Origin of the sequence: Hymenobacter sp. BT559 (assembly GCF_016427535.1) — a bacterium.
In the GTDB taxonomy this organism is placed as follows: Bacteria; Bacteroidota; Bacteroidia; order Cytophagales; family Hymenobacteraceae; genus Hymenobacter.
In genome coordinates this window covers 1,417,372-1,438,132 of record NZ_JAELXV010000001.1, presented here as the reverse complement: position 1 = coordinate 1,438,132, position 20,761 = coordinate 1,417,372, and the positions used below count along the sequence as shown (strand labels likewise).

Here is a 20,761-nt window from a genome sequence, read left to right as displayed (position 1 = left end):
AAAGTTTGGCAATGGCTTTGTAAAGAAGGAAGGGTACGCTATACCCTTCCTTCCTTATGTTCAATTTTACTCTCCGGCTTCGTTCTTCTATTATTGGCCTTGTATTGGCTGGCTTCGCGGCGCTGCCGTGCGCAGCTCAAAGCCAGGTTCAGGCTCGCAGCTATTCTACTTCTCCTACCTTTAACACCGTAAACCCAGACCAAGCGGTAGATGAGTCGTCGGCCACTGCGGCTACGCTTCAGCCCGCTCTCGTCGGCGGGGCTGCCTTACGGGTAAATTTTCCGGCAGCCATTCAGCCCGGCCAGCAGGCCATGCTGCTTGTAAAGCCCGCCACTGGCCTGCTCGACGCCTCAGTGCTCGGGCGCATGGTTATCCGCACCTATGCCAGCACGAGCAAAACGCCTACTACGGCGCTGCAAGAAGTATCGCTGACAGATAACTCTATCGCGGTCAGCCTACTGCCAGGAACCGATGCTAGCAATAAAGTTACTTTCACGGCCGCGCAGCCCTTCGACCAGCTCGAGCTACGTGTGGGTGGCCTGCTCAACGTAAGCTCGAATGTGGATGTCTACGCCGTGTACGGCACCGTAAGCCCCCTGCCCGTGCAGCTCACCACTTTCCAGGCCCAGCCTACAGCCGCCGGCGTGACCCTGAAGTGGGAAACGGCCTCGGAGCACAATGCCGATTTTTTTGAAGTGCAGCGGGCCGACAGCCCAACGGCCGGCTACAGCTCGCTGGGCCAAGTAAAGTGCGCGGGCACCAGCGCCCAGGCACGCTCGTACCAGTTTGTGGATGCGCACGCCATGGGCCTGCGCTACTACCGCCTGCGCCAAGTAGATGCCACGGGCACCGAAACGTTTAGCCCCGTAGTAGCGGCAGATGCCGGGCTGCTGGCCGGCCTCACGGTATTCCCCACCCTGGCCACCAGCGTTTTGAACGTAGCCGGCCGCACTGGCACTCATTTTGCCGTGTTCGACCAGCAGGGCCAGCAGGTGCAGGTAGCCGACATCAGCGGCAGCCAGCGGCAACAGCTCGACGTGAGCAGCCTGCCCGGCGGAATGTATTTTCTCCGCGATGCGGCCACGGGCCAGAGCGCGCGGTTTATTAAAAGCAGTGGGCGCTAGCCGCCGACTTACACTAGGACTTGGAGAGAACCTGGCTGCTTCGGCAGCCGAGCCTAGGGTAGCGAAAAGCCCCCGCTGTTTCAGCGGGGGCTTTTTGTTGGGTGGCGCCTGAGCAGGCACCTAGGCGGCACGGGCCTAGCCAAAAGCCCCTAGGTGCTGCGTAGCTCGTTACTTCGCAGCGTGGCTGTTCTTTCTGATTTTTTACCTACCTCCCGTCGGCTGGTCGCTGGGCGAGGCGTAGCCGCTACATCTACGGTGCGGTATGTGGGGCGCTGGCTGGTGCTGGCCGGGCTGGTAGGCCTGCTGGCCGGTACGGCCTCGGCGGGCTTTTTGGTGGCGCTGGAGTGGGTAACTGCCTGGCGCGAGGCGCACCCGTGGGCCTTGGCGCTGCTGCCCCTAGGGGGCCTGGTGGTGGGCCTGGCCTACCACCATTTTGGCAACCGCGTTGTGAAGGGCAACAACTTGATTCTGGACGAAATACACGCACCCAGCGAGCGCATACCGCTGCGGCTGGTGCCGCTGGTGCTAGGGGGCACGCTGCTCACGCACTTGTTTGGCGGCTCAGCGGGGCGCGAGGGCACGGCCGTACAAATGGGCGGCGCCCTGGCCGACCAGCTGGGGCGCTGGCTGCCGGCCGGGCTGCGCCTGCGGCGCGACCGCCGCCTGCTGCTAATTGCAGGCATGAGCGCGGGCTTTGCCTCGGTGTTTGGGACGCCGCTGGCGGGGGCTGTGTTTGGGCTGGAGGTATTCTTGCTGGGCGGGGTGCGCTACGAGGCTATTTTACCGAGCTTCCTGGCTGCCGTGGTAGCCGATATCGTGACGCGGGCCTGGGGCGTGGGCCACACCCACTACCCCGAGCTGGCGGCGCTGCCGCTCACGGCGGCCGGGCTGGGCGCTACCCTGCTGGCGGGGGCACTGTTTGGGCTGGCGGCGCGGGCGTTTGCCACACTCACGCACGCATTCTCGCGGCTGTTTGGGCGGCTGCGCTACGCACCGCTGCGGCCCGTGGTGGGTGGCGTGGCGGTGGCGCTGCTGCTGTGGGCCGTGGGCACGCGCTATGCCGGCCTGGGGGTACCTGTCATTGTAGAAGCGTTTCAGCACCAGCTAGATGGGCAAGACTTTGCCTGGAAGCTGTTTTTGACGGCCCTCACGCTTGGTGCGGGCTTCAAGGGTGGCGAGGTTACCCCGCTTTTCTTTATTGGGGCCACCCTAGGGTCGGCGCTGGCGGGCGTGCTGCCACTGCCGGTGGCGCTGCTGGCGGGCATGGGCTTTGTAGGAGTCTTTGCGGGGGCAGCCAATACGCCGCTGGCCTGCTTGCTCATGGGCCTGGAGCTGTTTGGCAGCCACGCGGGCATATACCTAGGGCTGGCTTGCGTAGTTGCGTACCTCTTCTCGGGGCACCACGGCATCTATGGCTCGCAGATAATCGGGCAGGCCAAGCATCCGCTCCTAGGTCGGCAGCGCGGCCGAAAACTGGGCGAACTGTAGATTCGCTGTTGAAGCTGATTTTAGGAGGTCAGAAAAAGTCTGTTTGGTCATGCAGCGCGTAGCAAAGCATCTCGTTCGCTTCGTTGCTAACGCTAGAAGTTAGTGCGCTACGCGAGATGCTTCGCTACGCGCTGCATGACAAACGCTGTTTTTAACTTCCTAACACAGCCTCGTTAACCATGTTCTTAAGTACTGGTTACACAGCTACATCCTTAACAATTAACCACTAACAATTAACAATTTATGTGGTGGTGGTATGCGTTGCTCTCCGCCGTATTCGCGGCGCTCACGGCCGTGCTGGCGAAGGTTGGCATCAAGGGCGTCAACTCCGATTTGGCCACGGCCATCCGCACGGTGGTTATTCTGGTGGTGGCCTGGGGCATAGTGCTGGCCAAAGACAACCCGGCCGACCTGCTGCACCTGAGCCCACGCACCTGGGTATTTTTAGTGCTGTCGGGGGTGGCCACGGGCTTGTCGTGGATATTCTATTTCAAGGCCTTACAACTGGGCAAAGTATCTCAGGTCGCCCCCGTCGATAAGCTCAGCGTGGCCATTGCTATCGGGCTGTCGGTAGTATTTCTGGGCGAAACCCTGACGCTGAAAGCTGCCCTAGGTGCCGCACTCATCATTGGAGGCACCTTGGTGCTTATTCTCTAGGTAATAGCTACCTGGGCCGGTTGCCACAGGCCATGAAAGCCCAGCGGAATATTGTGCGGCAGCCGCAGGCGAGCCAGCAAGCGCAGGTCGGCGGCGTCGGCTACTACCAGGTCGGTGGTCGTGGTGGTGGCATCGAAGCGCAGGTACACCAAGTAGGCGTCGTCTTCAGCGGTGGCACCCTCACGCGGAACGATGACGGGCTCGCTCACCAGCGTGGCGGGCTGGTAGGCGTGCCATGCCTCGCCGGTGTGCACATCGAGCTTGATGAGGTGGTCGAGCAGCGGCAGCGGGTGGCTGGGCGGGCGCCCAATAGCCCAGGTGTAGCGGTAGGGCTGCCCCACGCGCTGGGGGTTGACTTCGGGCAGTTCGCCTTCATAATCCGATAGCACCTGCCGGGTCACGGTGCCGGCCCCTAGGTCGAAACGGAAGCGCACAAACTTGGCCAAGGGCTCATCATCGGGCAGATTGCCGGCCAGGTAGGCCTTGATGCTGAGCGAGTCGGGGTAAGTATTCATCAGCAGGGAATCGGCCACGAGCGTGCCGTCGGCGTCCTGGTAGCCATTCACGAAGTGAAACGGAAAGCCAAACTCGGTTTCGAGGCGCTGTACTTCGCCGGTGGGGCCCACCACCACTATCTGGGTAGATTGCCGAGGGTCAACCTTAATGGAAGCCGCCGGCGACGTGATACCCGCCAGCGCCCGCACCACATCGAAAGCTACCGGCGTAAGAAAGAAAATACGGTGCCCGCTCTGCGTCAGCACAAAGTCGTGGGCGAAGGTGGCGGCGGGCATGGGCAACGCGTGGGCCAGCCGGGCCTCGCCGCTGGGGCTCACCTCATACAGCGCCAGGCGGTGCTGCGTGCCGGCCACAGTGCCAAAGTTGTGCAGTACGCCGGTGGTAGGGTGCACCTTGGGGTGGGCCGAAAAGGGCAGCTCGGGCGTGATGCGCCGGTCGAGCCACGAAAACGGGTTGCGCAGCACCCCATCGTAGTCGTAGCGCCCGTGGGTACCTAGGGTGTCAGGGTCGAGGCGGTGCGGCAGGCCACCTTCCCACAGGGCCAGCAGGTGGCCACCGTGCTCCACCAGGCTGGTGTTGGCGGTATTTTTAAACTGCGTCTTGCCGAAGTTGGCGCGCAGCCCGCCAGGCAGGTTGGTGCCAAAGCTGCGGTAGAGCATGCGGCCGGCTTTTTCCTCGGCTACGTACTCGTCGGTGCGCACGTAGCGGTTGCGATAGGTCACGCCCCGCCCATCGAAGCGGAAGCGCGCCACCATGCCATCGCCATCAAATAGGTGCTCGTAGGGCACGCCGTGCTGCTCAAAGTGGCCGTTGCCGTTGCGCAGCAGCGTGCCGACCAGGTCGGGCGGCAGGGTGCCCTCTAGCAGCGGCAGCGCCTCCTCATCGTATTCGGCGCGGGTGCGGCGGTTGGCCTCGACGTAGGCGTGCAGCGTGGGGTAGTGGCGAATGGGCATGGTGGCATGTGTTTAGCCGCTAACTACGGCAAACGCGAAATAGTTGACGTGACGGCAAGCTGCAGCTTGGCTACTGCCCTACTCGTCATCAGCCCCTTTGCGCAGCTCGGCATCGAGAAAATACGCGCCGCGGCGCACGAGTTGGGTAGTATCAGGCAGCGGGTCGAGCGCGGTCACAGCCACGTCGCCGTGCTGAGGCTGGCTAGCGCGCACCTTCACGCGCCGAAACACCGTGCGGCCTGAGTCCTGGCCCACGCGCCGAAAAATATAGCTCAGGTCGCCGGCCTGAATAAGTGCGCTTTCGGGCAACGTGCGCACGCGGGCGCCAGCCGTTTGGATGCGAGCGGCCACAAACTGGCCGGGCAGCATGTCGCGGCGCTCGGGCTCTAGGTGAGCGTGCACGCGCACCGTGCGGGCGTTGTCGTCGAAGGCTTGGCCCACCAAGAACACGCGGGCCGTGAGCTCCTCGCCGCGGTCTACATTCTGCACCCGGAACAGAATTTTCTGGCCTACTTTCACCTGGGCCACGTCTTTCTCAAACACTTTTAGCTCAAGGTGCAGGTCGTCGCGGCTCAGCACCTCTACCAGCACATCCTGAGGGTTCACGTACTGGCCGGGGTTAATGTTCACTGCCTTCACATAGCCCGAGATGGGCGTGGTCAGCGGCACGCTGTTTTGGAGCTGGCCAGTAGCATCGAGGCGAGCTACCGAAATGCCAAGCAGCCGCAGCTGGGCGGCCGTAGCGCGCAGGGTGGCCTGCTCGGTGGCGTAGTCGGCCCGGGCTTGCTGCAGCTTACGCTTGGCGCCCACGTCCTCCACGTCCAGGATGCGCTGGCGCTCTAGGTCCTCAGTCAGGAAGCGCACCTTGGCCTTACTCTGCAAGTAGGTTTGCTGCAAGGTGAGGTACTCGGGCGAGCGCAGTGTGGCTACCGTGGCGCCAGCCGCCACGTGCTCGCCGGGCAGCACCGCCACCGATTGCACGTAGCCCCCCTGGATGGCCGTGATGGAAACCCGGTTTTGCGGCGGCACTTCTACCGAGCCGTTGGCCTGCACTTCGGTCGTCATATTCTGGCGCTCGAAGCTGCCCAGCTCGATGCCCGCCGCCCGCATCTGGGCATCGCTAACGGTTACTTGGTCGGGATTGGCAGGGGCGGCTGGGGCAGCGGGCTCACCCGCTTGGCCCGCCGGCTTACCGGTGCCGGCAGCAGTATCGGGCTTAGCGCCGCAGGCGGCCAGTACGCCGAGGCCAGCAAGTAGCGCGAGCTGTTTCAAACTAGTACTCATCAAATATCCTATTTAAAATCAATACTGTACAAGGCAAAATTCAAACCTTTACTTACTAGCCGGGTCTGCGCCAGTGAGAGCCAGTAAGCTCACCACCAGGTCGTCGTACTGGCGCACTTGGTCGAGGTAGTTTTCTTGGATTTGCCAGGCGGGCTGGGTGTTCACCACGTACTCTACATACTCAATGTCGCCGGCCCGAAAGCTTTTCTCGGCCGTGTCAAGAATGAGCTTAGCCTGGGGCAACGCTGCCCGCTCGTAGTAGTCGAGTGAGGCGCGGGCGCGGGCCAACTGCTGACGCAGGGTAGCAAGCTGCGTGGTGAGCTGGCTTTGGGCGTAAGTGAGCTGCTGGTCGGCCACCTGCTGGCCGAGGCGGGCGGCGGCCACCCGGGCTTTCTGCACGCCGCCCAGCAGCGGCACGGCCAGCCCGGCCTGCACCACACTAAAGCCCCCTTCGCGATTGATGCTCTGGTTGAAGTACCCTAGGCGCACGTCGGGCAGGCGGCGCAGGTTTTCTACCTTGGTTTGCTGCTGGCTCACGGCGGCTTGCTGGCGCAAGAGGCCCAGTTGCGGGTTCGAGTCGGCCGACAGCTCTAGGGTGTCGGCGGGGGCTAGCGGGGCCACGGGGTTGGCCGTGGTGTCGAAGCGAGCAGGCTGCGCACTGCCCAGCAGTTGCCCTAGCTGGCGCTCCAGCACCGCAATATCCACGCGCAGCGTGGCCAGGCGGTTGCGCAGCTCCAAGCTGCGGGCCTCGGCCGACACCTGCTCGAGGCGGTTGGTTTCGCCCACTTGGTAGCGGATGCGGGCCGCGCGAGCCGCGCGCCGGTACAGGCTGTCTTGGCGGCGTAGCAGGGCCGCGCGCCGGTATGCCACCAGCAGTTGGTAGTACGAAGACCGAATGACCTGCGCCACATCGCGGCGCTGCTGGCGGGCACGCTGGTCAGCCGTTAAGGCTTGGGCTTGCAGCAGCCGGCGTTGGGCGGCGTAAAGCGTAGGCAGCGCCGTTTGCTGAATAATATTGAAGCTCTGGTCGTTGAGCGGACCCGAAATTTGGCCGTACTGGTAGTCGAGCACTGTGCGGGGCACGTCGTAACCAGTGCGGTTGAGAGCGCGCTGCTGCTCGATTTGCAGGCCGGCGGTTTGCAGCGAGAGGTTTTGGGTACCGGCCGTTTGCAGCGCCTGCCCTAGGCTCAGGGGTTGGCCGGCAGTCGAGGCTAGGGTGTTTTGAGCCCGCGCGGGCAGCGCGCCCCCACCTAGGAGCAACAACAGCAGGCTAGCCGTAACTACAGCCGGTGCCGCGCTAGGTGCGGCGGTTGGGGCCTCCCCTGTTTCAGCCGCGTGGCGGGCCTTTTCCTGGTCCTCGGCCGCCTGCCTGGGGTTGGGCTCACCATCTTTGGTAAAGAAAGAATAGAGCACCGGCAGCACTAACAGCGTGAGCAGCGTTGCTGAGATAAGCCCCCCAATCACGACCGTTGCCAGGGGCTTTTGCACCTCGGCGCCGGCCGACGTGCTCAGTGCCATGGGTAAGAAGCCCAGTGAGGCCACGCTGGCCGTGAGAATAACCGGCCGAAACCGCTCTTCGGTGGCGCGCAGCACGCGCTCACGTATTGAGGCTACGCCCTCGGCCGCCAGCTCGTTGAGACTAGCTAGTAGCACAATACCATTGAGCACGGCCACGCCGAAAAGCGCGATGAATCCCACGCCCGCCGAAATACTGAACGGCATGCCGCGCAGCCACAGCGCCACAATGCCGCCAATGGTAGCCAGCGGCACCCCCGTAAAAATCAGCAGCGCTTGCTTCACCGACCGAAATGAGAGGTAGAGCAGCATAAAAATGAGCACCAGCGACACCGGCACGGCCACCGCCAGGCGCTTCTTGGCCTGCATCAGGTTCTCAAACTGGCCGCCGTAGGTGATGGAGTAGCCGCTGGGCAGCGGCAGGCGCGCCCCTAGCTTCTGTTGAATCTCTTCAACTAGGCTCTGCACATCGCGCCCCCGCACATTGATGCCGATGTTGATGCGGCGGCGCGCATCATCCCGCGAAATCTGAATGGGCGCGTTGTGATAGGCCACGCTGGCCACTTCATCCAGCGGCACCTTCTGGCCGCTGGGCGTGTCCACGTACAGGTTTTGTAGGTTGGTAAGGCCTGAACGGTGTACACTATCGAGGCGCACTACGAGGTCGTAGCGGCGCTCGCCCTCGTACACCTGCCCCGCCACATCGCCCGCAAATGACGAGCGCAGCAGCGTATTCAAGTCACTCACCTTGAGGCCGTACTGCGCCAGCTTTTGGCGGTCGTAGCGCACGCGCATCTGCGGCAGGGCCGCTATTTGCTCTACCTTGAGGTCGCCCACCCCGGCCAGCGGCCTGATGAGGTCGGCCGCTTGGTTGGCCTTCTCATACAGCACCCCTAGGTCGTCACCGTAAATTTTGATACTCACGTCCGATTTCACGCCCGAAATCAGCTCATTAAACCGCATCTGGATGGGCTGCTGAAACTCCAGGTTCACCCCCGGAATGTCGGCTAAGGCAGCTTGCATCTTGCCCGCCAGTTCCTCGCGGCTGTTGGCCGACGTCCATTGGCTGCGGTCTTTCAAAATAATCATCTCGTCGCTGTCCTCCATCGACATGGGGTCGGTCGGAATCTCCGACGTGCCGCTCTTACCCACGATTTGCTCGATTTCGGGAAACTGCTTGAGCAAGATTTGCTGCACCTTGGTGTTGGTAGCCACCGTCTGCGTCAGCGACGAGCCAGGGGCCAACGTTACGTTCAGGGCAAAGTCGCCTTCATCGAGCTGCGGAATAAACTCGCCGCCCATGCCCGCAAATAACACACCCGCCAGCACCAGCAGCGCCACTGCGGCGCCCACCACGGCCCAGCGCGCCGCCAGCGCCGCCCGAATAATCGGGTCGTAGCCGCGGTGCAAAAACTTCATGATGCGGTCGGCCAGGGTGCCTTCCTCCTTGATGTCTTTCTTGAGCGCCCAGGCCGTGGCCGCCGGCACGTAGGTGAGGCACATGAGCATGGCTCCGATGATGGCAAAGCTCACCGTGAGGGCCATGGGCCGGAACATCTTGCCCTCGATGCCGGTGAGCGACAAAATGGGGAAATACACGATAAGAATGATAAGCTGCCCAAACAAAGCCGACGACATCAGGCGCGTGGCCGCTTTCTCGGTGATGTCGTCCATCGTTTCGTGGGCCGCCGCCCGGCGCTGGTGTACCAGGTGAAAAATGACGGCCTCCACAATAATCACGGCGCCGTCGACAATCAAGCCGAAGTCCAGCGCCCCTAGGCTCATCAGGTTGGCCGACACGCCAAAAAGGCTCATCATACCCAGGGCAAAGAGCATGCACAGCGGTATCATGAGAGCTACCACCACGCCGGCCCGCCAGTTGCCGAGCAGCAGCAAGAGCACTACCAGCACGATTACGCCGCCCTCTATCAGGTTGTGCTCTACGGTAGCAATGGCTTTGTCAATAAGCTTGGTGCGGTCCAGGAAGGGCGTTACCACCAAACCCTTAGGCAAGGTTTTCTGAATCTCAGTCACCCGCGCCTTCACGTTTTTGATGGTGTTTTCGGAGCTGGCTCCTTTCAACATCAGCACAATGCCGCCCACAGTTTCGCCCTGGCCGTTGCGGGTCATGGCGCCGTAGCGCACGGCGTGGCCCATGCGCACGGTGGCCACATCGCGCACCAGCAGTGGCGCGCCCTGCGTCGCTTGCTTTATCACCGTGGCCCCTAGGTCGGCCAGCGAGGCGGCCCGCCCCTCACCCCGAATGAAGTAGGCATTGGGGCCACGCTCGAGGTAAGCGCCGCCGGTATTGGCGTTGTTATCCTGCAAGGCTTGGTAGAGCTCGGCCATGGTAACATTATTGGCCGCCAGTCGATTGGGGTCTACCGATACCTCATACTCGCGCAGGTAGCCGCCAAAGCTGCTGACATCTACCACGCCCGGCACGCCGGCCAGTTGGCGCTTCACAAGCCAGTCTTGCACGTCGCGCAGCGTGGCGAGCGAAAACTGCTTTTCGTAGCCCGGCAGCACCCGAATGCTGTACTGATATATCTCGCCCAGGCCCGTGGTAATGGGCGCCATGGTGGGCACGCCCGCCCCGGCCGCCAAGTCGGCTTCGGCACTTTTGAGCTTTTCGGCCACCAGCTGGCGGGTCTGGTAGGTGCTCACCTCGTCAGGAAAAACGACGGTAATCACAGACAGCCCAAACCGCGAGATGGACCGGATTTCGGTAACGCCCGGCACCGTGCGCAACTGCAATTCGAGCGGCACCGTGATGAGCTGCTCGACCTCTTGCGCGGCCAGGGCCGGGCTTTGGGTGATAACCTGGACCTGGTTGTTAGTGACGTCGGGAATGGCGTCGAGCGGCAGGTTGGCCGCCGAGTAGCCGCCCCAAGCCATGAGTGCGACCAGCAGCAGGGATACCAGCAGCTTGTTGCGGACGCTGGCCGCAATAATTTTTTCTAGCATGAAAACAAACGGATGCGGCGCTTGGCGGCCGGGCCAGTAATGGCCCCGCGGCTTCTGCCGTGCCGTAGCACCAGAAGCCCTCCCACCAAAAACCAGAATTACCAACTCGGCCGCTCAGCGCGCCGCCTCACTGGGCGGCGGGCCGTGGCCCTGCCATGCACGCAGGCCCTAGGTCCCACCTAGGGGCGCGCTAACTACCTTAGGCATCGGCAGCTAGGCCCAGAACGGGCAGCGCACACTAGCCCTAGGGGCAGGGGGAAGCTAAGCTCGAGGTGGCTGGAGCAGGGCGGCCGTGGCACCCTCTAAGTAGCGCACCTGGCCCGCCAGCCGGTATTCGGGCCCCGCCGCTAGGGCAGGCTGCCCTTCGAATGCGAGGACTGGCCCGGCCAGCAAGAAGGCAAAAGCCACGTGGCTGCTACACGCGTGGCGGCCGTGCAAGGGCAGGCCCTGGTGGTCTTGCTGATGCTGGGGCGAGAAGGTGCAGCCGAAGTGCTGCTTGGTGCCAGAGCCGTAGTGCTCGGCCAAAAACTGGCCCAGCGACAGCCCACCGCCCGCCACCGAGTGGTGGAAGCGGTAATGCTCCACGAGCTGGGGCAGCTTGCTCAGTTCCGACAGGTCATTCTGCGGAATAAGGCTACCGACCAGCATGAGGCAGGCCATAAACAAGGAAAGCACCACTTTCATACGCTGCCCCAAAACGCCGGGAAGGGCCGAAAGTTTGCAGCTTTCTCTGAATTAACAAAATTCAGAGTCATTCTAAACAAAAGCTCGGCGGGCAATAAGCAAAACATTTGCTCGGCCGTCGTATTCTTGGCTCATCATGCGTCTACTTCCGCTCTTTCCGCTCAACCTCGTCGCTTTTCCGGGCGAAAAACTGAATCTGCACATCTTTGAGCCGCGGTACCGCGAGCTGGTGCGCGATTGCTTTACCGAAGGCCTCACCTTCGGCATCCCGCCTTACCTCGACAATTCGGTGCAGGAGCTTGGCACCGAAATGCGCCTGCTTAGCATCGAGAAAACGCACGAGGGCGGCGAAATGGACATCAAAACCGAGGCCATCGGAGTGTTTCGGGTGCGCCAGTTCTACCGGCAGGCGCCGGGCAAGCTCTACGCGGCCGGGCAGGTCGAGGCCATTGTGCAAGACGAGGTGGCCGACCCAGACTTACGCCATCTCATTGCCGAGCAGGTACGACAGCTGTACGAGGCCCTAGGCTTGCGCAAACTGCTTTTGCAGCTCGAACCCAATTTCAAAATTTTCGACGTGGCGCACCACATCGGCCTCAGCACCGAGCAAGAGTACCAATTGCTGAGCACCACTGCCGAGCAAGAGCGCCAAGACATGGTGCACGAGCACCTAGCTCGCCTGCTGCCCGCCGTGCTCGAGGCCGAGCGCCTTAAAGAGCGCGTGCGCCTGAATGGGCACTTTAAAAACCTACAGCCCCCAACTTTTTAAAGCGACGCGGCTGCCACCTGAGCAAGCAAAAAGGCCTGGCTACGTGCTGCGTAGCCAGGCCTTTTTGTAGTGTAGCAATAACTACCAACCTAGGGCTTGAGTCCGGCCGGCACGCCCTGCGGGAAGGCTTGCTGGATGTCCTTTTGCAGTTCCTGAATGCGGTTGCCGGGGTTGGGGTGAGTGCTCAGAAACTCAGGCTGGCCGCTGCGGCCGCCTTGCTGGTCCAACATCTGCATCACGTTAATCATGGCGCGGGGGTCGTAGCCTGCCTTGGGGGTGAACTTAACCGCGAAGTCATCGGCTTCCAACTCGTCTTCACGGCCAAAGCGCAGCGACACCAGCTTGGCAATCATGGCGGCGGCAGCGGCGCGGGCCACGCTGCTACCGGGGTTGTTGGGGTCATACGAGGCAATGGCAGCAGCCCCCGACAAGCCTTGCGTCAGCTGGCTTTTAGACACCTGCTCGGCCGAGTGCCGACCCACCACGTGGCCAATCTCGTGGGCTAGCACGCCAGCCAGTTGGGCCTCAGTTTTCAGGTTTTTGAGAATGCCCATCGTGATGAATATCTGTCCGCCGGGCAAGGCAAAAGCGTTGATGGTTTGGTCATCGGCTAGCAGGTGAAACTGATAGCGGTAGTCCGTTTTCTGAGCTAGATTGTTAGCAGCAACTAGGCGCTGGCCCACTTGCTGCACGGCGGCGGTGGCGCGGGCATCGGGGCTCTCGCCGCCGTACTCGGCCGCCATTTGGGGTGCGGCTTGCACGCCGAGGGCTATTTCTTGCGCCGCAGACATATTTACGTGCTGCTTTTCGCCGGTTACGGGGTTGGTCGAGGTGTTGAAGAAGTAGCCGAACAGCGTGACGGCGGCAATGACTAGGGCAATGATAAAGCGAAGATTCAGTCGCATTTGAGAACAGGTGTTTTCGTGAGAGAAGGGGTGCGCTCCTACCGCGCGTGCCTCCCTTAACGCACCAAATACGCCTAGGTTATTAGGCCAAGGTTCGGGCTCGTAGGCTCGGCTATTGCCGCGGGGGCCGTACCTTTTATTAGGTGGCAGAAACGCGGTCAGTGGCGGCTGGGCCCGCCGGGGGTGCGTTTTGCGCAGTAGCTTCGCCGGGCTGGGCCACTTGGCAGCCCAGTAACTGCTTATGTTTCGTTTTTTGCTTCCCGGCTTGGCAGCTGGCCTGGCCCTGGCGCTCAGTGGGTGCGGCCACGCGTTGTCTTCCATTCCGGGCTTTGAGGCAGCCGCCTGGCGCGCCGACCCCTACGCCTGCCGCAACCAGCGCGCGGCCCTGCTGCCCCCGCTGCTGGCCGCCCGCGCGCAGCTCTACGAGGCCCGCGCCGACGATGTCAATGCCCTACTTGGCCCCCCCGACGAAGAGGAGCTGCAGGCCCAAACCGAGAAGGTATACTGCTACTACCTGGTAGCGGGCGCGCAGTGCGGGCCGCGCCACCCGCGCTCGGCGGCGCCGCGCCTGCGCCTGCACTTTGGGCCGCTGGGCACCGTTACGGAGGTGCAGGCCGACCCTATTTTGCCCACCGACGCGCAGCCGACTCCCTAGGTACCCGCCCACAAAAAAGCCAGCCGCTAGTGCGGCTGGCTTCCAAGCTTAATGAGCGACTGACTGGTGCCGCCTGGGGCTAGCCCTGGCCGTTGCCAATAGTGGCGGGGTTAGTTTGGTCTTGCTGCAATAGGCTCAGCTGCGATGGCGACAGAATGCGGGCGCACTCTTGCTCGTACTGCCCCTGCAGCTCGGCGAGCTGGCTCGTGCGGGCCGAGGCATCGGCGGTGGTAGCGCGCTCTATCTCTTGCTGCCGCGCCAGGCGCGTGCGGTTGATGCTGTACAGCTTAATATATTGCCCCTCATTGAGTTGTAAGTGGCTGCTCATCTCCCGTGTCATTGCCGTAACGACTTGACTGGTCTTAGGGTCGATGGGAGTAGGGCCCGTTTGCCCGTGGCTTACAATAGCCGTTAGAAGAAGGGCGGGCACAATGGAAAGTACTTTAGTTACCATAGCTTATGCAGGAAAGAGGGAATTGGGGTGTCTCAGAATATTGTCAAATAATCTCCCAAATATACTTGGAATTTTTAATAAACTATTTACTTCTAGTATTTCTATTGTTCAGCTTTTTCTTGTTTTAAACCTAGCGCCTTTTGCGAGCGTCCGATTACTTTCACGTCGTTTATTCTCTACTCTAAGATGCCTACCTTTTACGCTCCCGACCTGGCGCCGGGCCACGCCACTTACCTTTTGCCCGAAGACGAAAGCAAGCACGCTGTGCGGGTACTGCGCCTCGCCGCCGGCGATGCCGTGACGCTGGTAGACGGCCGCGGCACCTGCTACGAGGCCGCCGTAGCCGACGCCAACCCCAAGCGCTGCACTCTACGCATTACGAAGGAGGAGGTTATTGCGCCGCGCCCCACTTATACGCACGTAGCTGTGGCCCCCACCAAAAACCTTGACCGCATGGAATGGCTGGTCGAAAAAGCGGTGGAAGTCGGCGTGGAGCGGCTCACGTTTTTGCGTTGCGCCCGCTCCGAGCGCCGCGAGCTAAAGCTCGAGCGGCTCGAGAAAATTGCCATTAGCGCCCTCAAGCAGAGCGGCCAGGCGTGGCTACCGCAGCTCGACGAGCTTACCGATTTCGATGATTTTATACAAGAAATCGACCCAGCTACTACCTTCATTGCCCACCTCGAAGCCGGCGAGCGCACAGCTCTGGCGCAGGTTATCGCCGCGGCACCGCGCTGCTGCGTGCTCATCGGTCCCGAAGGCGATTTTACACCGGCCGAAATCGAGCTGGCCCTAGGTCGCGGCGTGCGGCCCGTGACCCTAGGTGCCTCGCGCCTGCGCACAGAGACGGCCGCGCTGGCGGCAGTGTTCACGGCGCAGATAGTGCGCGAGCTTTAGCCGAGCTTATCATAAACCATTTACTTATAGCCTATTATACCCCCTACCCTATGTCATGCTGAGCCCCGCGAAGCATCTCTTCTCGCCAGCGCCTAGGCCATGACTAGAGATGCTTCGCGAGGCTCAGCATGACAAAACCGACTAACTGTCGACACTTTTTAAGTCACAGGTTTACTCTGTTACAGCCGACAAGTCAGCTTGCGTATCACTGCCTAGTTTCTCGGCGGCCTTCTCCTGGCGCTTTTTCACGCGCCAGGGCGCATTGACCTCCCAGTCGCCGGCCATGATGCAGCCGTAGGGCTGCACCTCGTCTACGGTGTGGGCCAGCTTAAACTCGCTGATTTGGCGCTTTACTTCTTCGGCGTTTTTATAGGCGCTGGGTAGCTCCGAAATGTCAATTTCGTTGAAGAAAAAGCGGGCGTCGATGCCTTGGGTTTCTTCCGCAAACCATTCTTCCTTGGTTTTGTCGGCCTTGCTGTGCTTGTGGCGGGTGCGGCTGAGGTTACGGCCTGCACCGTGTGGGGCAAAGCCTAGATTATTCTCAGTCGTTTCGCCCTCCACAATAAGGATGGGCTGCGCCATATTGAGCGGGATGATGCGCGGCCCGGTGATGTCGGGCAGAAACTGGGGGTCGAGCGGCGTGGCACCCTTGGCGTGGTAGTACAGGTCGCCGGCCTTGAACACGAAGTTGTGCTCGTTCCAGTAGCGCTGCTGCACCGGGGCTTGCAGGCGCTGCACAATGTCGTCGTGCAGGCTCAGGTGGTTGAGCTTGGTCCATTTGCGCACGGTTTGCAGGGCCGCCCAGTAAGCCTCGCCCTCGGGCGAGTCGGCGGGCAGCCAGGCATTGGCCGGGGCCGTTTCGGGCGACAGTTGCTGGCGGAAGCGCTCGGCCACTTTCATGCCGGCCGTGTAGAGCCGCGCCCCTACCCCACGCGAGCCGTGGTGCGTCACGAGCATTGTTTCGCCGGTGCGGCGCGACGTGCCCACGTACAGGAAGTGGTTGCCATCGCCTTGGGTACCTAGGTGCTCCTGGGCCAGGCTCAGGCTTTTGTCTGAGTCCAGAAACGGATTGGCTTGAAACTCGGCTAGCAGCTCGGTGGGCAGTGGGTACTGCCTCTCCGGTGGCCGGCCACCCGGCCCGAAGTGCGTCACCTGCTGGGCCACGTCGAGCACAGTTTTGGGATCTATGTGCCCTAGGTTAGTCAGCATTACCGAGCAGCAAATGTCGGCCGAGTGCATGCCTGGGTGGATGGCATTGCGCGTTACCACCACACCACCCACCGGAATGGTACCTAGGGGCCCGGCCGGGCAGGCATCGGGCATCACGGCGCCCGTCACCACCGTGGGCGTGCGCATGAGCTGCTGCATCGACAGCCGCACGTAGTCGATGTTCTGCTGCTCCACGGCCGTGTCGGCCTGGATATTCTCGAAAAACGGCTGCGGCTCGGGCAGCAGCGGCAGCGCGGGCGGCGGGCCCACTTCGCGGAGGTAGGCAAGCATAGCGTCACCTTCCAGCGCGTGGGCGTTGATGTGTTCGAGGGCTTCTTTAAACCACTTGCCCGATTTGAAGCCTAGGTCGATGAGGTCTTTGCCGGTGGTCATGGGTAGTATTTTAGGAGTGTGTCGCCTACAAAGTCTTTAAAATTGAAGACCTCAAAGGTGATGCGAGCTAGCACCAGTTGGATAGCTTTTATATCATCTATGGCCGAATAAGGCGCAAATAGCATCAGCTTGTCTTTATTATCATAAAGTGCAAATCCTAACTGCTTAAGCTTGCGCAGGTGCCGCTTTTCCAACGTACAGTCATCTTTATGGCGACGAATTTCTGGTATGGTCAAAATCAACGTTCTCCGTACCAGCCTTAGGTGACAACTAAGCCGGTTTGACTCCTGAAATACCAATGCAAACCCCGTAATTTCTCCCGTTAATAGCTTGTCTAAAGCATCGCGCACGGCACGTCCGGGCGTTGCCTTTTGGGCAGAGGCGTGTTGCAGCGCGGCTAGCTTTTCTTTGTTCTCAGCAATTAGCTCCGTAAAGTGGCGGCTAAGCTCATTGGACGCCTTTGTTTCTTCCAAGTAACTAATCCACTGCACTAGACGCTCTTTTTCGTCATGCCACTTATCCTGAATATTATACAGTGTCTGCAGTTGCTGGTTTACCTGCCTTATGCCTTTAGAAAATAGGTACGCTTTCCCATAGTCTGCCTCGGCCACACATTCCTCCATCTCAATGGTAAGGCTAGCGCGCTCTGCTTCATAAGCGGCTATCAACTTTTCAAGGTTGCTACGCATAGGACTTACATGAATCACTGAGATGCTAAGCGCCCCCGAACCACTGGTTTTGGTAAAATGTCTTTACCTTATCCAGCCGCTTCGGATGTAAATCGCGCCTAATGCTGCAAACGTAGTTAGCAAATTCAATATTAAGCTAGCTTTTCCTTTTAATATGCTAAAAAAATTGTCATTTGTTGTTCTCTTATTGTGCTCCTTGGGTGCCATGCCGCCTGCTGCGCCTAGCTACCAGCTAGCTAAGCTGCACTACGGGGGCGGGGGCGACTGGTACGCCAACAAAACCAGCCTGCCCAACCTCATCAACTTTTGCAACCAGGCGCTACATACCAACCTGGCCCCCGACGAAGCCACCGTAGAGCTCGACCAGCCCGAGCTGCTCACCTACCCCTTTCTGCACATGACCGGGCACGGCAACGTGAGCTTCACCACGGCCGAGGCCCAGAATCTACGCCGCTACCTCATCGGCGGGGGCTTTCTGCACATCGACGACAACTACGGCCTCGACAAGTTCATCCGGCCCGAGATGAAGAAGGTATTTCCCGAACTAGAGTTTGTGGAGCTACCCTTCTCCCACCCCATCTACCACCAGAAGTACCAGTTTCCGAAGGGTTTGCCTAAGGTGCACGAGCACGACGGCAAGCGCCCTCAGGGCTTCGGCCTCGTGTACAAAGGCCGCTTAGTGTGCTTCTACACCTTCGAATGCGACCTAGGCAACGGCTGGGAAGACGTGGGCACCTACCCCGAAGACACGCCCGCCGTGCACGACGCCGCCCTGCGCATGGGCGCCAACCTCGTGAGCTACGCGCTAACGCAGGACTGATTTTAGCAGCCGAACTTATTTTTCAGTTAGAAACAGTGTGTCATGCAGCACGTAATGAGGCATAGCACACTGTTTTTCATTTTAATCAATCACAGAGATAAGCTTGACCGTAGCAAGATTTTCGGCTGGCTCAAAAACCAGTGCTAACTTGCCGCTCACATCTTTCTTTCACCAGACCTTCACAATGACCTCCTACCAGCAGATATTCGAGAACAACCAGAAATGGGTGGCCGAGCACTCGGCCAATGCGCCCGATTTCTTTACGCAACTCGCGGCTAGCCAGGCGCCCGACTACCTCTACATCGGGTGTAGCGACAGCCGCGTGACGGCCGAGGAGATGATGGGCGCGGCCCCAGGCGAAGTATTCGTGCATCGCAACATTGCCAACCTGGTGGTAAACAACGACCTCAACTCGCTGTCGGTGCTGGAGTACGCCGTGCGCCACCTGCACGTAAAGCACATAGTGGTGTGCGGGCACTACGGCTGCGGCGGCGTAAAGGCGGCCATGCAGGCTAAGGATTTGGGTATTCTGAACCCATGGCTGCGTAACATCCGTGACGTGTACCGCCTGCACCACGCCGAGCTAGACGCCATTGCCGACATCGATGCCCGCTACGACCGCCTAGTGGAGCTCAACGTGCAGGAGCAGTGCGTGAACGTACTAAAATCGGCCGTGGTACAGGAGCAGTATTTGCTGCATAAAATACCCGTAGTACACGGCTGGGTCTTCGACCTGCGCACTGGCCTGCTCAAAGACCTAAAGCTGGACTACGAACAAATTCTGCACAACATCCAGCAGATTTACGACCTCAGCGATGAGGTAGCGCAGGAGCGCAATAGTAAGAAAGAGACATCGCCCGCCGAGGAAATTGCCGAGTCTTCCGTTGGCCAGCCGGTAGCCTAGAAGCTGCTTGCTCCTTCGCAAGCTCCTAGGTCCTGGCAAAACCACTAAAAAAGCCCCTCGCATTGAGGGGCTTTTTCTATTATCATCTAACCTGCCTAGGTTGCGGCAAACCAGGCAACGGTAAGCAAAGGGCGCGTTAGAACCCTAGGCCAACGGCCATAGCCTGCAAAGGCCGGGGCAAGTCGGCGCCTTTGGTAGCGGCACCAGTAGTCAGGTTGATAGTGTACACGCTGGCAGCGGTACCCACCGCCAAGGCAGCGTAGCCTGTGCCACTAGTACCCCCAATATCGAAGCCATTGACCCCGGTGATATTGACGCCCAGCGCCCCCACCGACACCAGCGTGCCCGCATTGGGCGGGTCTTGCCGATACAGCATATCCGTGTTGGCGTCGATGTCATACAGCACCGTACTGGTGGCGCCCGCGAAATTGTTGGTGTAAGCCGCGGCCGCTATGCTGGGCGTGCCGGGGTTCAGTACGCCATCTACCACAGCTATGCCATCGGCGGGGTTCACGCGCAGGTTCACGCCCGCGTCGCTCACGATGCGGATGCGGTCCACTGTCGGGTTGAAGTCGAATCCAAAGTGGGTGCCGGTCAGCACTAGAGGTGTAGTGCCCACGGCCGTGGCCGCCCCCGATGCCATATTAATCGTGTACAGCCGGTTAGTACTACCTAGGCCGTAGAGCTGCCCGTTGAGCGGCCGCATGTCTAGGCCTACAAGGCGCTCGCTGCTCTGCAAGCCGGTGAAGGGCTTAACCACCTGCGTCTGGGGCGCGCTGGGGTTGAACGTAACGAAGTTATTATCCGCATCCACGCCATAGGCTACGGCCTGCGTCGGAATGGCAACACCCACGATATTCGTGTTGGCCGGGAAGTTATCGTAGCGCGTGGCGCGGCCCGTGCCTAGGTCGATTTTGTACAGCCCCGACCGGTTGTCTACCGTGAGCGCGGCAAAAGCATTATTGTCGGTAGCGGCAATGTCGAAGCCCGCTACCCCCGTCGCATTCACCCCTAGGTCACCAATGGCCACCAGGGTACCGTCATTGGGCGGGTCTTGGCGGTAAAGCTTGTCGGTCGTGGGGTCTATATCGTAGAGCACCGTGCTGCTAGCACCCGCCGTTGGGTTAGTGTAGGCCACGGCCGAGATAGTGGCCCCCGCCGCACCATTGATGTTGCCGTCGGTGGTCATCACGGCGCCGGTTTCGGGATTCAGGCGCAGGTTTTGGCCAGTGCTGCTCACCAAGCGCAGCCGGTCTACGGTGGGGTTAAAGTCGATGGTAGCGGTAGCGCCACTGATAGCCGGGGAGAAAGGACCACTGCCTATTGCACGGGCCACCCCGGTGGTGGGGTTGATAACATACAGACGGCTAGTGCTCCCTAGGCCATATAGTTGGCCGGTTGCAGGCCGGTAGTCCACACTCAGGATGCGCTCGCCGGTTTGCAGCCCTGTGATAGCAACGGGCGTCGGCGCGGTAGTCACGTTGTTGGCATTAAACTGCAACAACTGGTTGCTATCGGTCAGGGCCTGGAAAGTCTGGTCGATTTTGCCGACCGGCGCCGTGTCATTGTCCTTATCGCACGCGGTGAATAACAGGCCTAGCCCAAGCAAAAAAGAAGAGCTAAAAGATTTGGAAAGAGAAAGCTTCATGCAAGATGAATTTTTGATGAACACACTTCTTCTTACGGTTCTCATTACTGTCCAGATTGCTTAAGGCGGTTGCTGTGCCCAAAGCGCTTGACTAGCAGCTATAAAAAATTAGCAACCTGCTTTGTTTTCATCTATTTATTTTCGCCATTAGCTCCTGCAACAAGCAATTTTATTGGCAAACAAGTGCCCCTCTTCTCCGCTGCAAGCATTGTTTCTTACTTCATTAGACCCAT

General features: G+C 60.4%; 17 protein-coding genes. 8 read left to right on the top strand and 9 right to left on the bottom strand.

Annotation, left to right across the window (positions count from 1 at the left end; genetic code table 11):
- Nucleotides 1-56: 56 nt before the first annotated feature.
- From JAO77_RS05925 to JAO77_RS05915, 3 genes are all read left to right on the top strand, one after another.
- A complete protein-coding gene (locus JAO77_RS05925; protein WP_198989363.1) occupies nt 57-1,124 on the top strand; it encodes a T9SS type A sorting domain-containing protein in 1,068 nt (355 codons plus the stop codon).
- Between the two features lie 180 nt (nt 1,125-1,304).
- Nucleotides 1,305-2,612, top strand: a complete 1,308-nt coding sequence (locus JAO77_RS05920; protein ID WP_370549748.1) for a chloride channel protein — start codon at nt 1,305-1,307, stop codon at nt 2,610-2,612.
- Between the two features lie 243 nt (nt 2,613-2,855).
- Nucleotides 2,856-3,269 carry an EamA family transporter gene (locus tag JAO77_RS05915; RefSeq protein ID WP_198989362.1) on the top strand — a complete coding sequence of 138 codons (414 nt, stop codon included), beginning with the start codon at nt 2,856-2,858 and terminating at the stop codon, nt 3,267-3,269.
- Here the strand turns inward: JAO77_RS05915 and JAO77_RS05910 are convergent.
- From JAO77_RS05910 to JAO77_RS05895, 4 genes are all read right to left on the bottom strand, one after another.
- Nucleotides 3,266-4,738: a carotenoid oxygenase family protein gene (locus JAO77_RS05910; protein ID WP_198989361.1), complete on the bottom strand. Its 1,473-nt coding sequence runs from the start codon at nt 4,736-4,738 to the stop codon at nt 3,266-3,268. The genes JAO77_RS05915 and JAO77_RS05910 overlap by 4 nt on opposite strands.
- Nucleotides 4,739-4,816: 78 nt before the next feature.
- Nucleotides 4,817-6,010: an efflux RND transporter periplasmic adaptor subunit gene (locus tag JAO77_RS05905; RefSeq protein ID WP_198989360.1), complete on the bottom strand. Its 1,194-nt coding sequence runs from the start codon at nt 6,008-6,010 to the stop codon at nt 4,817-4,819.
- 60 nt (nt 6,011-6,070) lie between these two features.
- The gene (locus JAO77_RS05900; protein WP_198989359.1) at nt 6,071-10,504 is read right to left on the bottom strand and encodes a CusA/CzcA family heavy metal efflux RND transporter; all 4,434 of its coding nucleotides are present in this window, start codon (nt 10,502-10,504) and stop codon (nt 6,071-6,073) included.
- Between the two features lie 261 nt (nt 10,505-10,765).
- On the bottom strand, nt 10,766-11,188 hold the full coding sequence (locus JAO77_RS05895; protein ID WP_198989358.1) for a hypothetical protein: 423 nt from the start codon (nt 11,186-11,188) through the stop codon (nt 10,766-10,768).
- 136 nt (nt 11,189-11,324) lie between these two features.
- Here JAO77_RS05895 and JAO77_RS05890 point away from each other — a divergent pair, with 136 nt between their 5' ends.
- On the top strand, nt 11,325-11,957 hold the full coding sequence (locus JAO77_RS05890; protein ID WP_213019316.1) for an LON peptidase substrate-binding domain-containing protein: 633 nt from the start codon (nt 11,325-11,327) through the stop codon (nt 11,955-11,957).
- 89 nt (nt 11,958-12,046) lie between these two features.
- Here JAO77_RS05890 and JAO77_RS05885 read toward each other — a convergent pair whose 3' ends face one another.
- On the bottom strand, nt 12,047-12,862 hold the full coding sequence (locus JAO77_RS05885) for a M48 family metallopeptidase (RefSeq protein ID WP_198989357.1): 816 nt from the start codon (nt 12,860-12,862) through the stop codon (nt 12,047-12,049).
- A gap of 241 nt (nt 12,863-13,103) precedes the next feature.
- Here JAO77_RS05885 and JAO77_RS05880 point away from each other — a divergent pair, with 241 nt between their 5' ends.
- Nucleotides 13,104-13,517 carry a hypothetical protein gene (locus JAO77_RS05880; RefSeq protein WP_198989356.1) on the top strand — a complete coding sequence of 138 codons (414 nt, stop codon included), beginning with the start codon at nt 13,104-13,106 and terminating at the stop codon, nt 13,515-13,517.
- Nucleotides 13,518-13,596: 79 nt separating this feature from the next.
- Here JAO77_RS05880 and JAO77_RS05875 read toward each other — a convergent pair whose 3' ends face one another.
- Nucleotides 13,597-13,971 (bottom strand): hypothetical protein, encoded by a 375-nt coding sequence (locus tag JAO77_RS05875; RefSeq protein ID WP_198989355.1) that lies wholly within the window; start codon nt 13,969-13,971, stop codon nt 13,597-13,599.
- Between the two features lie 186 nt (nt 13,972-14,157).
- On the opposite strand from JAO77_RS05875, the gene JAO77_RS05870 reads away from it, so the two are divergent.
- On the top strand, nt 14,158-14,865 hold the full coding sequence (locus JAO77_RS05870) for a 16S rRNA (uracil(1498)-N(3))-methyltransferase (RefSeq protein ID WP_198989354.1): 708 nt from the start codon (nt 14,158-14,160) through the stop codon (nt 14,863-14,865).
- 171 nt (nt 14,866-15,036) lie between these two features.
- Here JAO77_RS05870 and JAO77_RS05865 read toward each other — a convergent pair whose 3' ends face one another.
- Complete coding sequence (locus JAO77_RS05865) at nt 15,037-16,467, bottom strand: RtcB family protein (RefSeq protein WP_198989353.1); 1,431 nt, start codon at nt 16,465-16,467, stop codon at nt 15,037-15,039.
- Nucleotides 16,464-17,156, bottom strand: a complete 693-nt coding sequence (locus tag JAO77_RS05860; RefSeq protein WP_198989352.1) for a hypothetical protein — start codon at nt 17,154-17,156, stop codon at nt 16,464-16,466. The genes JAO77_RS05865 and JAO77_RS05860 overlap by 4 nt, the downstream gene beginning before the upstream one ends.
- Nucleotides 17,157-17,310: 154 nt before the next feature.
- Between JAO77_RS05860 and JAO77_RS05855 the strand changes: the two genes are divergently transcribed.
- Together JAO77_RS05855 and JAO77_RS05850 are read left to right on the top strand one after the other, a co-directional pair.
- Nucleotides 17,311-17,976: a DUF4159 domain-containing protein gene (locus tag JAO77_RS05855; RefSeq protein WP_198989351.1), complete on the top strand. Its 666-nt coding sequence runs from the start codon at nt 17,311-17,313 to the stop codon at nt 17,974-17,976.
- Nucleotides 17,977-18,160: 184 nt separating this feature from the next.
- On the top strand, nt 18,161-18,880 hold the full coding sequence (locus JAO77_RS05850) for a carbonic anhydrase (RefSeq protein WP_198989549.1): 720 nt from the start codon (nt 18,161-18,163) through the stop codon (nt 18,878-18,880).
- Between the two features lie 136 nt (nt 18,881-19,016).
- Here JAO77_RS05850 and JAO77_RS05845 read toward each other — a convergent pair whose 3' ends face one another.
- Nucleotides 19,017-20,489 (bottom strand): DUF4394 domain-containing protein, encoded by a 1,473-nt coding sequence (locus JAO77_RS05845; RefSeq protein ID WP_235998216.1) that lies wholly within the window; start codon nt 20,487-20,489, stop codon nt 19,017-19,019.
- Nucleotides 20,490-20,761 lie beyond the last annotated feature (272 nt).